A 12,777-nucleotide genomic window follows, 5' to 3' on the forward strand; every position below is an offset into this window, starting at 1 on the left:
CCGGGCAGCGAATGAGAAAACGTGTTAGACCCCCGGAGTCGATTCGTATTCAATGAGCGACATCGAGATTCCCGAAAGCCATCCCCGCTACCAGTCGCTTCTCACTCGACATCGCATCGAAGCGGGCGTCGAAAAGGGCATCACGAGCAATCAGGGCCTCATCGCCCAGGGTCGCGGCGAGGCGTTCGACTACCTCCTCGGCGAACAGACGATTCCCAGTGCCGACGCCGCCGAGCGTGCTGCGGCCGCGCATCTCCTTCTCGCCGACCACCCGGTCGTCTCGGTCAACGGCAACGTGGCCGCCCTCTGTCCCGCGGAAGTCGGCGAACTCGCCGAGGCAGTCGGTGCCGACGTGGAGGTCAACCTGTTCAACCGGACTGAAGAACGGATGCAGGCCATCGCCGACCACCTCCGCGAACACGGTGTCGACGAAGTAAAGGGACTGACCGCAGACGGCCGTATCCCCGGTCTGGACCACGAGCGCGCCAAGGTCGATGCCGACGGCATCAGAAGCGCAGACGTTGTCGTCGTCCCCCTCGAAGACGGTGACCGCGCGGAAGCCCTCGGCGAGATGGACAAAGTCGAAATCGTCGTCGACCTCAACCCGATGTCGCGCTCCGCACAGGTGGCGACGGTCCCCATCGTGGACAACATCATCCGCGCGCTGCCGAACATCACCGTCCACGCCGAGGAACTGTCGGGAGCCTCCTGCGAAGAACTCGAAGCCATCGTCGCCGACTTCGACGCCGACGACGCGCTCGGAGCGGCCGAGAAAGCGATTCGGAGCGGCGGCGACGAATAGCGGGTCGAAACAATGGCGACGAATAGCGTGACCTGACTTCAGCTAAACCCACTCACCAGCACCGCCACCCATTGGACCGGGTCACGACGGCGGCGCACCTCGATTGTTTCTATCCACTTGACCCACTGGAACCCACGTCGGTTCGGGGCGACGAGTCGAAGCGGCGCACCGTGGCCGTGCGAGAGCGGTTCGTCACCGACACGGGTGGCGAGAAGCATTTCGCGGGCTTCCTCGATGGGGAACGACCAGCGATAGCCCGTCACTGACCGAACCGTAACCCACTGACCCGCCGCTTCGACGCCTGCCGAATCGAGCAGGTCGCCGAGTCGTATTCCCGTCCACTCCTGTTCGGTGTACCAGCCACTCGTGCAGTCGAGCAGAGCGGACTGCGTCTCGTCCGGGTCGAGGTCGGAGACACCGAGTTCGAGCGGGGTATCGACCAAGCCAACGACCGAGAGGGACCACGTGTCCGGGTCGATGGGGTCCGGGTCGTCAGCGACCCAACTCGTGACCGGAAACGCGTCGTTGCCCTCGCCGGGCGGGAGCGGACGCGACCCGGTGAATCGGCGTGTCGTTCCCTGGACGGACCCGGCGATTTCGGTCGCCCGGTAGGCCGCCGCGCCGAAGAGGAGGAGTGCGCCGTACTGGAGTGCCCGGCGGCGACTCGCGAAGTCGGCACGACTCGGCGTCTGGAAGCGCGACCGGAGGTGGATGAGAAGAATCGGAATCACGAGGAGGCCGAACCCGATGTGGATGTTGAGGAGCGTCCAGAATCCGAACCGAATCTCGACGCCCGCGACCCATGCGATGCCGGTGCCGAGTGCTGCAAGCGCGACGATGGCGAGCAGGACAGAGATGGTGGTCGTTCGGTCGTGGAGGCGTGAGTCGAGGACGCGGTGACGGACGCGATAGAGTTTGAACCCGACGAGGGCGACGAGTGAGAGGCCAGCAACACCGTGGGCGACGAAGAGGAGGGCGTTCGCGGGATGGCCAGCGCCGAGGCTGAGGACGCCCGAAAGCGTCTCGAACAGCACGAGCACGAGAATCGACCAGTCCACCGCTCTCGGTGGCGGTTCGAGTCGTCTGACCGTGCGAAGGAGACGGCCACCCATGAGAAATTATAGCATTCCAACGCGGAAGTACCCGTCGTGGGGTATCGTCGGAAACAGCCCGGGGCGTACTGTCTCTGTCATCAAAAGCTTTCTACGAGTCGACACGAGCCAAGAGTATGGTGGATATCCCCGAAGCACGGGAAGTGTCCGAGCAGACGATAGAGGACATTGTCCACTCGTCGTTGCCGGGATGGAGTCTGCAGACGGCGCACCCTGCCGAACGGGGATTCTCTTCGGTCTACCGCGTCGTCGTCTGCCGCGATAGTACCGAACGGGAACTCTACCTCAAAAGTTCACCCGACGGCCAGACGTGGGGGATTCCAACCGAAGCCAGAATTCAGGCCGTCCTCACCGCTCACACGTCGATTCCCGTCCCAGAGGTACTCAGCGTCACCGACGACCACGAGTCCCACCCGACGCCGTATTTCCTCATGCGTGCGCTGTCCGGGTCGGAAGTCGCCTACGAGCGTGTCGGCCGATTTGACGACGACGTGCTCCAGCGACTCGCCCGCGAAATCGGTGCGTATCTCGGAGAGTTACACGCCGTTCCAGCGGTCGAGCGTTTCGGGCACGTTCGGTACGACGGTCCCGAGTTGGCCTGTGACCGACCCGGTGGAGACCCCGCGACGCTTTCCGTCAGAAACCCACGTGAAGACTGGCCGAGTTATCTTCGAGAGCGGGTCGACGAAGAACTCGGCCGACACGCAGAGAGCCGGTTTTCGGACCTCACCCCCGAGCTAACGCGGTGGTTCGACGCAGGTATCGAGCGCCTCGACGGACCGTTTACCCCGGTCTTGGGACGCAACGACCACGGCTTACACAACCTTCTCGTCGACCCCGAAACGGGCGAGGTTACTGCGATGCTCGACTGGGCGTACACGCTCGCCGTCCCAGCAGCGTTCGACTTCGAGTTCGCCGTGTACCTCTTCAGTGGGGCGTTCCTCGCGGGCCTTCCCGACGTCGAGGACCGCCGGGCGATGGTTCGTGAGTCGATGTACGCCGGGTATCAGACGGCCGCACCGGAGCACGTCGAGAGCGTGTCGACGCCAGAACCGGTCTACGAGATGCTCGCGATGGTCCGTATCATGAACGACTTTCAGCATCTAACGTTGCCGCAGGGCACCGAGACGGCAGTCGCAGAGCGTATCCGAACAGATGCGCGGACGCTATTGAATCGATAGCGGTTGGCCAGCGAAGAACCGGCCAACAGGCGAGACAACGCGGGTTCAGTCGTCAGCAGCGATAGCCGGCGGAAGGTCGGTATCGAGGCGGTCTCTGTCGTGCGGTTCGGTGAAGTCGAGGTCCGGGCCGACAGCGTAGATACGCTTGGGGTTGATGTCGCCGTGGCTGACGAAGTAGTGGCGAACGATGTGGTCCATGTTGACCGTCTTTTCGACGCCGGGCAACTGGTAGAGTTCCTTCGTGTAGTTCCAGAGGTTGTCGTACTCGTGGATGGCCTTCTTGTTGCACTTGAAGTGCGTGTGGTAGACGTGGTCGAAGCGAATCAGCGTCACGAACATCGCGATATCGGCCTCGGTGAGCGTGTCACCGGCGAGGAATCGCTGGTCGTCGAGCACCGCCTCCCAGTGGTCCAGCGCGTCGAACAGTTCGGTGACGGCGTTCTCGTAGGCCTCCTGGGTCGTCGCAAACCCGGCGCGGTAGACGCCGTTGTTTATCGGGTCGTAAACCTCGTCGATGAGTCTGTCCACCTCGTCTTCTGCCCCGTCAGGAAGCAGGTCCACGTCGGTTGTCGCGTGCTCGGCGAATGCCGTGGTCAACATGCGCATTATCTCGCGCGACTCGTTGTTGACGATGGTCTCGCGTTCTTTGTCCCACAGAACGGGGACCGTAACACGGCCGGTGAACTCGTCGTCGGCCCGGAGGTAGACGTCCCGAAGGAATTCCTCGCCGTAGAGCGGGTCGGGGGACTCCTCGGAGAACTCCCATCCGTCGTCGATTCGCACGGGGTCGACGAGCGAGAGGGAGATGACATCTTCGAGCCCCAATAGGGCGCGGGCCATCGCGGTGCGGTGTGCCCACGGACAGGCACGAGAGATATACAGGTGATACCGTCCCGATTCGACGGGGAACTGGTCGTCCTCGCCGACCCAGTTTCGGAACGTCGTGGTCTGTCGCTCGAACTCTCCGTCTTCATTGTTGGCGGCGAACTCGTCCGTTCGCCACTCGCCTTCGTAGAGCATGTTCATGCGGCTACGACCTCTGATTCGGGCATCATCCCATCGTAAGGAGTTCTCCAACAAAAAGAGACAGGCGACATCAATGTAACCGGAAGTGGTTCGGAGGCCAGCCGTTCGGGTGTCGAAACGTTTTACTACCAAGTGATATCACTAGGTAGTATGTCGTTCGACGGATTCAGCGACGCGACGGAAGCACAGGTAACTCGCGCAATCTCCGACTCGTGGATGGAGGAGTTCAGAGAGCGCACAGACACCGACGTTATCATCGTCGGCGGCGGTCCTTCCGGACTCGTCGCGGCGAAGGAACTGGCAGAGCGTGACGTGGACGTGACCGTCGTCGAGAAGAACAACTACCTCGGCGGTGGCTTCTGGCTCGGCGGTTTCCTGATGAACAAGATTACGGTCCGCGGCCCCGCTAACGAAGTTCTCGACGAACTCGACGTTCCGTACGAAGAAAGCGACGAGGCCGAGGGACTCTACGTCGCCGACGGCCCGCACGCCTGTTCCGCGCTCATCAAGGCCGCCTGCGACGCCGGTGCCGAGATTCAGAACATGACCGAGTTCACTGACGTTGTCGTCCGCGAAGACGACCGCGTCGGCGGCATCGTGATGAACTGGACGCCGGTCCACGCGCTCCCGCGCGAACTCACCTGTGTCGACCCCATCGCCGTCGAATCCGAACTCGTCCTCGACGCGACGGGCCACGACGCCGTCGTCCTCTCGAAACTCTCCGAGCGCGGCGTCCTCGACGTGAGCGGCATCGAACACGCCAAGACGCACAATACGGGCATGGACAAGACGAGCGACGGCGAGTACGGCGCACCCGGCCACGACTCCCCCGGCCACGACTCGATGTGGGTCTCCAAGAGCGAAGACGACATCGTCGAAGCGACGGGCGTCGTCCACCCCGGCGTCGTCGCCTCCGGCATGGCCGTCGCCACCGCACACCACCTCCCGCGCATGGGTCCGACCTTCGGTGCCATGCTGCTTTCCGGCAAGCAGGCGGCGCAGTCCTGCCTCGACGAACTCGGTCGCGACGCGCCCGAAGTGACCATCAGCGGACCGGCGGCTGCGGACGACTAACCGACACCCCTCTCTCAGAACGGAGCGCGTAGTCTCTCCCCCCGGGGTTCAACACGCGGCCCCCATAACGTGCCTCTGACATGACGACCGCGCTCTCGTTCGAATTTTCACACTCGTGAACGAGAAGTGACTGCGGGGCGACTCACTCGACCACACCCGCTCTGATGCGCGCGAACCCGAGGACGTGCGTCGCCCGATGGGTCACCCGACATCGAGATTCCAGCGCCCGGTGTGCTGAAACGAGTCGCTCGTCGAGCATCGCGGTTGGCGACCCGCGCATCGTCCGCGTTCCGGGCGGCGCAGTGACCCGGACGAGTGCCCGAAACACAGGGTTGAGCATCTGCCACGTCGCATCTGTCGTCTCCGCAAGGTCGACGAGACAGAGTCTCCCGCCCGGTTCGACGAGGTCGGCCCACGACGAGACGACTGCTTCGGGGTCGCCGAACATTCCCGAGACGAACGTCGCCAGAATGGCGTCCGGGACGTGGGCAGGAATCGGCGGCTGGGTCGCGTCGGCGCGGACGAGGTGAACGTTCGGATACTCGCGGGCGCGTTCGCGGGCCACGTCGAGGACGCCGGGCGAAAAATCGACGCCGACGACGGTTCCGTCGGGACCGACGCGCTCGGCGAGGGACGGGAGATTCGCACCGGTCCCACAACCCATCTCGACGACGGTGTCACCGGGCGAGAGGTCGAGGGCGTCCGCTGCCTCGGAGCGGACGGTGCCGACACCCGGCGCTCGGCGGGCAATGGTGTCGTAGAGGCTGGCCCATCGGGTGTAGAAAGATTGGGCGAGTGTCGCGGGCGAGCGGGCGGCGATTGCATCGGACTGTTCGGCCGACGAGTCGGGAGACATCCGCACTCAGAGGAGTACGCGAACAACGTCCGCGACAGTCGGCGCGTCCGGACCGATGATGTAGGTAATCGGTTCGATGCCGTAGCCACCGGTCTGGTAGACGACGAACGTCTCCGGGAGGTCGGTGTCGCGGTCTTCTAAGACAGCGCGGACCGGGTCAGTCGGGGCTTCGGGGTCGAACTCGATGCACTCGTAGCCCGCGGCTTCGAGTTCCTCGACGACGCCGTCGTCGTAGACGATGTTGAGCGCGGCGTTCACGTCGGCACCCGACGCACGGGCCGACAGGAGCACGGACGCGACGTGTTCGCTGACGCCGAACTCCGGTTCGCCCGGAACGGTCGCCTGTCCTTTCACGTCGAAGATACGCCCGGGGATGCCCGCGATGTCGTCGATGCCCTCGGCGTCCGGCAGCGACTCCACGAGGTTCGACCCGACGTTCGGGATAAGCCCCGCAAACCCGGAGGTGTTGGTGAGCTTTCGAAGCCCGCGGCGGACCGACGACCGAACCTGCTCGACCGTCCGCAGGTGGCTCTCGGGGTCGTGGATGTTGTGGAACCCGTCGTACGACGCCAATTCGGGCATCGCCTCCTCGTGGAGGTCCGACATGAGGTCTGCCTCTTCGAGTTGGCGGATGAGAACCTCCGCTTCGACCAGCGCCTGCACGGGCGTCATGTCACCCGTCGAAAGACCTTCGCCGATTTGGGTGACGAGTTCGAGAACGCGCGTGTCGTCGGCGACACGGTCGTTCATCGTCACTTCGCCATGGGCGTACTTCGAGACGGCGCTCTGGCTGATTCCGAGGGCCTCGGCCACCTCTGACTGGGTGAACCCGCGGTCTCGGAGGTCCTCCGCGAGCAGCGCGCGAAACGTCGGGAGGAATTCGTCGACGACCAGTTCTTCGATGAATTTCATTTTTCTGTGTCTCCAAACTCTGGGTCAGCACCGATGCGTGACGCCTGCGGGCCGCGCTGGCCTTGATATTTCGACCCGCGCTCGGCACCGTAGGGCCGGTCGGCGGGCGATTTCATCTCCGTGAACACGAGTTGCGAGATGCGCATTCCCGGCGTGAGCGCAACGGGGGCAGACCCGAGGTTGGAGAGTTCCAGCGTAATCTGGCCTTCGTAGCCGGGGTCAACGATACCGGCAGTCGCGTGGATGACGATGGCGAGTCGCCCGAGCGACGACCGGCCCTCGACGGTTGCGAGCAGGTCGTCGGGAATCTCGACGCGCTCTTTGGTCGTTCCGAGGACGAAGTCGCCGGGGTGGAGGATGAAGTCGTCGCCTTCCTCGACGTAGGTCTCGCTGACGTAGGTCGAGACTTCCTCCTCGCGGTTCGGGTGGATACACGAGATGTTCGTGCGCTGGAATTCCAGAAACTCCGTTCCCAGACGGAGGTCGACGCTCGCCGGTTGGACCTGCATGTCGATGTCGTCGAGCGGGTCGATTACGAGGTCCCCCGCTTCGAGGCGAGCGAGGATATCGGAGTCCGAGAGTATCATGCTCGAAGGAGCGCGACGTACGTAGGTAAATCCATTCCTCTGTTTCGGCGGCACAGAAGATGTTACACGACTATCGAGTCGGGTGACGAGGGCTGTGTTGCTTATACGAACTCGAAGAGGAGACCCACGAGCGTCAATCCGACAGTGACGACGGCGGCATTCCCCACCGACAGGTCGCGGGCGCGGGCGAGGCCGTAGGTTCGGATGTACGTCGCCCACGCGACGACGACGAGCATGACGGCTCCAGAGACGAGGTCGAGACCGGTCAGGGATGCCTGCATCGCCTGAACCGCCCCTTCGGGGTCCGGCGGGAGCGACAGCGTTCTGAATCGGTACGTGAGGAACGCCCCCACGGCGAGCACGCGAACGACCGTCGGAACCATCCCCCACCCGGCAGCGGTGAGCGTGTCGGTAAATCGGCCTTCGCCGCCGACGAACGAACTCCCGAGGTGGAGCAGCACCCCCTCGGTGAGCCAGATGAGCGGGACGAACACCAGCATTGCCCACGGGACCCAGGAGAACTCCTCCCAGATGAGTTCGCCCAGCGGTCGCTGTCTCTCCTCGGGGACAGATGCATCGCACCCGTCAGGCGCAGACATGTCCTCGAACGGGCCGCCGTCTTCGTACTTTTCGCACGCCCACTCGGGGTGGTGTTCCGGGTTGTCGACCGTGACCTGCTGGTCGAGTTGGTCTGTGAGCGTCCAGAGGAGACCGCCGACGCCAGCAGCAAGGACGAGCGTGACGACCGCGACGGCGACGACCGCTCGTCCGAAGTCGAGCGGCGGCGTCTTCGACTCGAAATATTCGCGTGGCTTGAGGAGGGGTGTTCGGGGACCAGCCATCGGTGACACGAGGATGGTGTCAGTTAAGTGCTTTTTGCAGGAGAACAGAGAGACGCCCCCGACAGCCCGACGATGGGAGGACATTTACCGCGTCGGCGGGGAGTAGGGCGCATGAAACAGGCCATCGTCGCACGAGCGGACATCGGCATGGGCGAGGGGAAACTCGCCGCGCAGGTTGCGCACGCCTCGCTGTCCGCCTACGAGGACACGGACTCACGAACACGGAAGCGCTGGAAGGGCAAAGGACAGAAGAAAGTCGTCCTCAAGGCGAACGGTGAGTCTGAACTGTTCGAACTCGCATCCAAGGCCGAACACGAGGGTATCCCACACGCCATTATCCGCGACGCTGGACACACCCAACTCGAACCCGGCACGGTGACGGCGCTGGCGGTCGGTCCGGCCGACGACGACATCATCGACCGCGTCACGGGCCACCTCTCTCTGTACTGATGCGCGAGGCACACCCCACCGAGCGGGCCGTCGGCATCGACCACTACGTGAGCGAAGCGGACGGTATCGGCGGCGTCCTCCGCGTCGAACCCGAGGACTTCGAAGTCCGCGAACTCGAACTCGACTCACTGAACATTCGCCCGCCGGACGCGCCCACTGGCGACTTCCCGAACCTCGTCCTCCGTGTCACCCTCCGCGGATGGGACACCAACGATTTCGCGGGTCGCCTCTCAGACGAACTCGGCGTCAGCAGAGAGCGCGTCTCCTGGGCGGGCACGAAGGACAAACACGCGGTGACGACGCAGTTGTTCACCGTACACGGTGGCGACGCCGACGACGTGCCGGAGATTCGGAACGCCGACATCGAAGTCGTCGGCCGACTCGGCCGCACGCTCGACTTCGGTGACCTCGCGGGCAACCACTTCCGTATCCGCGTCCGCGACCCCGACCACCCCGAAACCGTCGCGGCTATCACCGACTCGCTCCGGGAGTTCGGCGGCCGCGACGACATGGTTGGCGTCCCTAACTTCTTCGGCCACCAGCGATTCGGCAGCATCCGCCCAATCACCCACAAAGTCGGCCTGCACGTCGTCCGCGGCGAGTGGCGTGAGGCCGTCCTCGCGTACTGCGGCGGTCCGACCGAAGACGAACCCGAAGAGACCCAAGCGGGCCGTGCCGTCGTCGACGAGGAGGCCGACTCCGACGACCCGGACTGGCACCGCGCTCTCGACGCGATTCCGGGCTACCTCGGCTACGAGCGTGGGATGCTCCACCGCCTCGCCGAAGACGGTGCGGAGACCGACGAAGACTGGCGTAACGCGCTCGAATCTGTGCCCTCGAACCTTCAGCGACTCTTCGTCAACGCCGCGCAGTCGTACGTCTTCAACCAAATTCTCTCGGAACGACTCGACCGTGGGCTTCCCTTCGACAGACCGGTCGAAGGCGACGTCGTGGCCTTCGCCGACCGCGATGCCCCCGACGGAATCGAGATTCCAGACGTGAGTCGCCTCCAATCTGCGACCGGCCGCCGGGTCGACGTGATGGCCCGCCACATCGAGCGTGGCCGGGCGTTCGTCACCGCACCCCTCGTCGGGACCGAGACGGAACTCGCCGACGGCGAGCAAGGCGACATCGAACGCGAGGTCCTCGACGAACTGAACCTCGAACCCGCGGACTTCGACCTCCCCGGAAACTTCCGTTCGTCCGGGACGCGGCGGGCGATTCTCGTCCGAACGGACCTGACGGTCGAAGACGAGAGTCTGGTGTTCGATTTCGGCCTCCCGCACGGGTCGTACGCGACGGCCGTGATGCGCGAGTATCTGAAAGCCGGTCCGCTCGACCTCTGAGTGAAGACAAAGCCACTCGACCGCTAACTATTCTTTCGCGTTCGTCGCCGCTACCGTCTCCCCGGCTTTCGTCGTCCGCGTCGTCGCGTAACCGATTGCGGCGAACGGAATCGACATGACAACCGCAACGAGCGCGAACGCGACCGCCAATCCGACGGTTCCCGGTTGGAAGGCCGACGCCTCGGCCGCGGGCGGGAAGTACATCCACGCCGGGATGGCGAACGCGACTGTCGAGACGAGCGCACCGCCAGTCGGGCGACCGTGTGCGCTGGCGACGCCGAGTGCATAGCCGACCGCCAACGGGAGGGCGAGCGTCGCAGTCTGGGCGACCGAGGAACTGACAAAGAGATACGCAACGGCCGCACCGAGTGCGATGGGTGCGACTGCGTAGAGCGACCCGGTCACGATACCTTCGGTGTTGGACCGCCCGGCGAAGACGGCACCGCCAGCGGCGAGGAGGACGACGCCCGTGCCGACGACCACGACAGGTCGGTCGCGGGCGAAGACGGCGACGAGGGGAATCGTCGCAGACGCGACGAGAGCGAACGCGAGTTCGGCCAGCGTTCGCGTGTCGCCGTGGTCCCGGTGGACGAAGAACGCGCTGAAGGTGCTGGCGGCGACCCACGCGAAGACGGCGAACAGGCCAGTCGAGAGAGGGGCCGCCCGCCGGAGGTACGAGGCAACCGCACGCGCCAGTGCCAGCGCCTGCTGCGCCAGTTGGGTGGCGAGACGAATCGTCGCTTCGGGATCGAGGGCGAGAGCGAACAGGCCGACGAGGCCGACCAATGCGAGGGGGAAGAGAGACGCGAGAAGGGCACCCCGGTGTAGACCCTGCATACGCGTGCCTCACGGACGGGGCACCAATAGTTTTCGCCACGGTACCACCCCAAGCGACGACGAGTCAGCGCGGCCGGAGTATACGAGTCGGCGCAGTCGGAGTATACGAGTCGGCGCAGTCGGAGTATAAACGACCTTTTGTAGGCGCACGCCTGAAGAGCGGTTATGCACTGTCGGCGGTGTGGAACGCCGTTAGCGAAACCGGGAGACTACTGTCTCACCTGCAACACCGCCAACTGCGATGCCGTCGTCGTCGTCTTCGATGCAGACCGCGCGACGCTGACCTACCTCGACGAGGACGAAGTCATCGGTGAGACGACGGTGACGACGATTCCCGAAGCAGACGACGAGACGAAAATCATCCAGTTGCGGAACTTCGCCGGTCTCGTCGCCGACGAAATTCGAAGAAAGCGCCCCGAGACGGTCTACGCCGCCGGTGAGCGCGCCCCGCTCCGCGAGACGCGGGCGCAACTCCACTACGAATTCTACCGCGTCACCGACGACGACCCGGTAGGGAGCGTTCTCGACAGACGAGGCGAGCGCGCGCTGGAAGTCGTGGACATCCCCCCGGCCGAAAAACTCGGTGGGAGTCACACGACGCTCATCGGGGGGCGAGAGGGCCGCCGCGCGATTGGTGTCGTTGCGGGCCACCCGCACGTCAAGAAGGTCATTCCCGGTCCCATCGACGCCGGAGGCAAGGGGTCACAGACGGGACTGCGGGCGAAAGTCACCCGCGCTGACGGCAACGGAAACGTCCGCCTACTCCTCCGCGACGGGTCGAGCGTGCAGGAAAACCGCATCGTCACGACGGCGATGAACCGGGAGACCGGAGAACGTGTCAGAGACGACCTGAACGACGCGCTCTGCGAAGCCGAGTTACAGGACGATTAGTTGCGGCCAGCAGTCACAGGACGATTACTGACAGGATGACCAGCGACGCAGTCCACCACGAGACGGCGACGACCGCCGACTCGACTCGTAGGGTTTATCCATGCCGCTGGGGTAGTAGGCGGTACTATGGCCGAGAATAAGGCACGATCCGTCGGAAGTGCCGGGCGCTTTGGCGCACGGTACGGCCGCGTCGCCCGCCGCCGCGTCAAGGAAATCGAAGCAGAGATGCGAAATTCCAAGGTCGACGGCGACGACGTCACTCGCGTTGGAACTGGCATCTGGAAGAACGAAGAGACCGGTGAGGTCTTCACCGGCGGTTCCTACCGCCCCGAGACCCCCGCAGGCAAGCAGGTCCGTCGTTCCATCCGCGCCGCGCTGACCGGCGAGGACGAATAACGCCGTCGCAGCCTCGATTCCTCACACTACCAATGAGCTACAAGTGTTCCCGGTGTAAACGCGACGTCGAACTGGACGAGTTCGGTGGCGTTCGCTGTCCGTACTGTGGGCACCGCGTCCTCCTGAAGGAGCGGTCCCCCGACGTGAAAGAAGTCGCCGTCGAGTAACGTGCGCTCAGCGCACAGCGCTTCTCTCGAATTCGACTACCCCGACGAGCGGCGCGCGCGAATCGTCGAGCAGAGTATCGCCGTCGAAGTCGGCGAGATAGACGACGCTCGCTCCGGCGCGCGCGTCCACCGCGACGAAAAGACGGTCGTCGTCACCATCGAGGCCGACGACCTCGTTGCCCTCCGCGCGGGTCTCAACACGTGGGTCCGCCTCGTAGAGACCGCAGAGTCCGTTTCTGACGCCGGTGAGCGACAAAACGGGGTCGCATAAGGCGACGCCGAGTCGCTGCGGCGACGG

General features: G+C 64.4%; 16 protein-coding genes. 9 read left to right on the forward strand and 7 right to left on the reverse strand.

The window, feature by feature from the left end:
• Nucleotides 1-52: 52 nt before the first annotated feature.
• Nucleotides 53-802, forward strand: coding sequence for a 4-phosphopantoate--beta-alanine ligase (locus ACH9L7_RS09615; protein WP_396610501.1), 750 nt, complete (start codon nt 53-55; stop codon nt 800-802).
• A gap of 38 nt (nt 803-840) precedes the next feature.
• Here ACH9L7_RS09615 and ACH9L7_RS09620 read toward each other — a convergent pair whose 3' ends face one another.
• On the reverse strand, nt 841-1,914 hold the full coding sequence (locus ACH9L7_RS09620) for a molybdopterin-dependent oxidoreductase (RefSeq protein WP_396610502.1): 1,074 nt from the start codon (nt 1,912-1,914) through the stop codon (nt 841-843).
• 116 nt (nt 1,915-2,030) lie between these two features.
• Between ACH9L7_RS09620 and ACH9L7_RS09625 the strand changes: the two genes are divergently transcribed.
• Nucleotides 2,031-3,095: a phosphotransferase family protein gene (locus ACH9L7_RS09625; RefSeq protein WP_396610503.1), complete on the forward strand. Its 1,065-nt coding sequence runs from the start codon at nt 2,031-2,033 to the stop codon at nt 3,093-3,095.
• 45 nt (nt 3,096-3,140) lie between these two features.
• On the opposite strand, the gene ACH9L7_RS09630 is transcribed toward ACH9L7_RS09625, so the two are convergent.
• Nucleotides 3,141-4,121, reverse strand: a complete 981-nt coding sequence (locus tag ACH9L7_RS09630; RefSeq protein WP_396610504.1) for a glutathione S-transferase family protein — start codon at nt 4,119-4,121, stop codon at nt 3,141-3,143.
• Nucleotides 4,122-4,271: 150 nt separating this feature from the next.
• On the opposite strand from ACH9L7_RS09630, the gene ACH9L7_RS09635 reads away from it, so the two are divergent.
• Nucleotides 4,272-5,195: a sulfide-dependent adenosine diphosphate thiazole synthase gene (locus ACH9L7_RS09635; protein ID WP_396610505.1), complete on the forward strand. Its 924-nt coding sequence runs from the start codon at nt 4,272-4,274 to the stop codon at nt 5,193-5,195.
• A gap of 142 nt (nt 5,196-5,337) precedes the next feature.
• Here ACH9L7_RS09635 and ACH9L7_RS09640 read toward each other — a convergent pair whose 3' ends face one another.
• The 4 genes from ACH9L7_RS09640 to ACH9L7_RS09655 form a co-directional block, all read right to left on the reverse strand.
• Nucleotides 5,338-6,051 (reverse strand): class I SAM-dependent methyltransferase, encoded by a 714-nt coding sequence (locus tag ACH9L7_RS09640; protein ID WP_396610506.1) that lies wholly within the window; start codon nt 6,049-6,051, stop codon nt 5,338-5,340.
• 6 nt (nt 6,052-6,057) lie between these two features.
• Nucleotides 6,058-6,963 (reverse strand): thiamine-phosphate synthase family protein, encoded by a 906-nt coding sequence (locus tag ACH9L7_RS09645; protein WP_396610507.1) that lies wholly within the window; start codon nt 6,961-6,963, stop codon nt 6,058-6,060.
• Entirely contained in the window at nt 6,960-7,550 is a 591-nt protein-coding gene (gene dcd / locus ACH9L7_RS09650; RefSeq protein ID WP_396610508.1) for a dCTP deaminase, read from the reverse strand. Before dcd ends, ACH9L7_RS09645 begins: the two co-directional genes overlap by 4 nt.
• 101 nt (nt 7,551-7,651) lie before the next feature.
• Entirely contained in the window at nt 7,652-8,392 is a 741-nt protein-coding gene (locus ACH9L7_RS09655; RefSeq protein ID WP_396610509.1) for a Yip1 family protein, read from the reverse strand.
• A 111-nt stretch (nt 8,393-8,503) separates the two neighbouring features.
• Here ACH9L7_RS09655 and pth2 point away from each other — a divergent pair, with 111 nt between their 5' ends.
• Together pth2 and truD are read left to right on the forward strand one after the other, a co-directional pair.
• Nucleotides 8,504-8,842, forward strand: coding sequence for a peptidyl-tRNA hydrolase Pth2 (gene pth2 / locus ACH9L7_RS09660; RefSeq protein WP_396610510.1), 339 nt, complete (start codon nt 8,504-8,506; stop codon nt 8,840-8,842).
• Complete coding sequence (truD, locus tag ACH9L7_RS09665; RefSeq protein WP_396610511.1) at nt 8,842-10,188, forward strand: tRNA pseudouridine(13) synthase TruD; 1,347 nt, start codon at nt 8,842-8,844, stop codon at nt 10,186-10,188. Before pth2 ends, truD begins: the two co-directional genes overlap by 1 nt.
• A 27-nt stretch (nt 10,189-10,215) precedes the next feature.
• Here truD and ACH9L7_RS09670 read toward each other — a convergent pair whose 3' ends face one another.
• Nucleotides 10,216-11,025, reverse strand: coding sequence for a hypothetical protein (locus ACH9L7_RS09670; protein ID WP_396610512.1), 810 nt, complete (start codon nt 11,023-11,025; stop codon nt 10,216-10,218).
• A gap of 165 nt (nt 11,026-11,190) precedes the next feature.
• Between ACH9L7_RS09670 and ACH9L7_RS09675 the strand changes: the two genes are divergently transcribed.
• The 4 genes from ACH9L7_RS09675 (at nt 11,191) to ACH9L7_RS09690 (ending at nt 12,750) form a co-directional block, all read left to right on the forward strand.
• A complete protein-coding gene (locus ACH9L7_RS09675; RefSeq protein WP_396610513.1) occupies nt 11,191-11,916 on the forward strand; it encodes a DUF2103 domain-containing protein in 726 nt (241 codons plus the stop codon).
• A gap of 126 nt (nt 11,917-12,042) precedes the next feature.
• Nucleotides 12,043-12,312, forward strand: coding sequence for a hypothetical protein (locus ACH9L7_RS09680; protein ID WP_007545022.1), 270 nt, complete (start codon nt 12,043-12,045; stop codon nt 12,310-12,312).
• A 32-nt stretch (nt 12,313-12,344) separates the two neighbouring features.
• Nucleotides 12,345-12,479: a DNA-directed RNA polymerase subunit P gene (locus tag ACH9L7_RS09685; protein WP_390243488.1), complete on the forward strand. Its 135-nt coding sequence runs from the start codon at nt 12,345-12,347 to the stop codon at nt 12,477-12,479.
• A gap of 1 nt (nt 12,480) precedes the next feature.
• A complete protein-coding gene (locus tag ACH9L7_RS09690; RefSeq protein WP_396610514.1) occupies nt 12,481-12,750 on the forward strand; it encodes a KEOPS complex subunit Pcc1 in 270 nt (89 codons plus the stop codon).
• The last annotated feature ends 27 nt before the right edge of the window (nt 12,751-12,777 follow it).

This window comes from Haloferax sp. S1W (assembly GCF_044593955.1).
In the GTDB taxonomy this organism is placed as follows: Archaea; Halobacteriota; Halobacteria; order Halobacteriales; family Haloferacaceae; genus Haloferax.

What these genes read in the sequence shown, in the direction of transcription:
- ACH9L7_RS09615 (WP_396610501.1), top strand. Translation starts at nt 53, where the DNA reads ATGAGCGACATCGAGATTCCCGAAAGCCATCCCCGCTACCAGTCGCTT.
- ACH9L7_RS09620 (WP_396610502.1), bottom strand. Translation starts at nt 1,914, where the DNA reads ATGGGTGGCCGTCTCCTTCGCACGGTCAGACGACTCGAACCGCCACCG.
- ACH9L7_RS09625 (WP_396610503.1), top strand. Translation starts at nt 2,031, where the DNA reads ATGGTGGATATCCCCGAAGCACGGGAAGTGTCCGAGCAGACGATAGAG.
- ACH9L7_RS09630 (WP_396610504.1), bottom strand. Translation starts at nt 4,121, where the DNA reads ATGAACATGCTCTACGAAGGCGAGTGGCGAACGGACGAGTTCGCCGCC.
- ACH9L7_RS09635 (WP_396610505.1), top strand. Translation starts at nt 4,272, where the DNA reads ATGTCGTTCGACGGATTCAGCGACGCGACGGAAGCACAGGTAACTCGC.
- ACH9L7_RS09640 (WP_396610506.1), bottom strand. Translation starts at nt 6,051, where the DNA reads ATGTCTCCCGACTCGTCGGCCGAACAGTCCGATGCAATCGCCGCCCGC.
- ACH9L7_RS09645 (WP_396610507.1), bottom strand. Translation starts at nt 6,963, where the DNA reads ATGAAATTCATCGAAGAACTGGTCGTCGACGAATTCCTCCCGACGTTT.
- dcd (WP_396610508.1), bottom strand. Translation starts at nt 7,550, where the DNA reads ATGATACTCTCGGACTCCGATATCCTCGCTCGCCTCGAAGCGGGGGAC.
- ACH9L7_RS09655 (WP_396610509.1), bottom strand. Translation starts at nt 8,392, where the DNA reads ATGGCTGGTCCCCGAACACCCCTCCTCAAGCCACGCGAATATTTCGAG.
- pth2 (WP_396610510.1), top strand. Translation starts at nt 8,504, where the DNA reads ATGAAACAGGCCATCGTCGCACGAGCGGACATCGGCATGGGCGAGGGG.
- truD (WP_396610511.1), top strand. Translation starts at nt 8,842, where the DNA reads ATGCGCGAGGCACACCCCACCGAGCGGGCCGTCGGCATCGACCACTAC.
- ACH9L7_RS09670 (WP_396610512.1), bottom strand. Translation starts at nt 11,025, where the DNA reads ATGCAGGGTCTACACCGGGGTGCCCTTCTCGCGTCTCTCTTCCCCCTC.
- ACH9L7_RS09675 (WP_396610513.1), top strand. Translation starts at nt 11,191, where the DNA reads ATGCACTGTCGGCGGTGTGGAACGCCGTTAGCGAAACCGGGAGACTAC.
- ACH9L7_RS09680 (WP_007545022.1), top strand. Translation starts at nt 12,043, where the DNA reads ATGGCCGAGAATAAGGCACGATCCGTCGGAAGTGCCGGGCGCTTTGGC.
- ACH9L7_RS09685 (WP_390243488.1), top strand. Translation starts at nt 12,345, where the DNA reads ATGAGCTACAAGTGTTCCCGGTGTAAACGCGACGTCGAACTGGACGAG.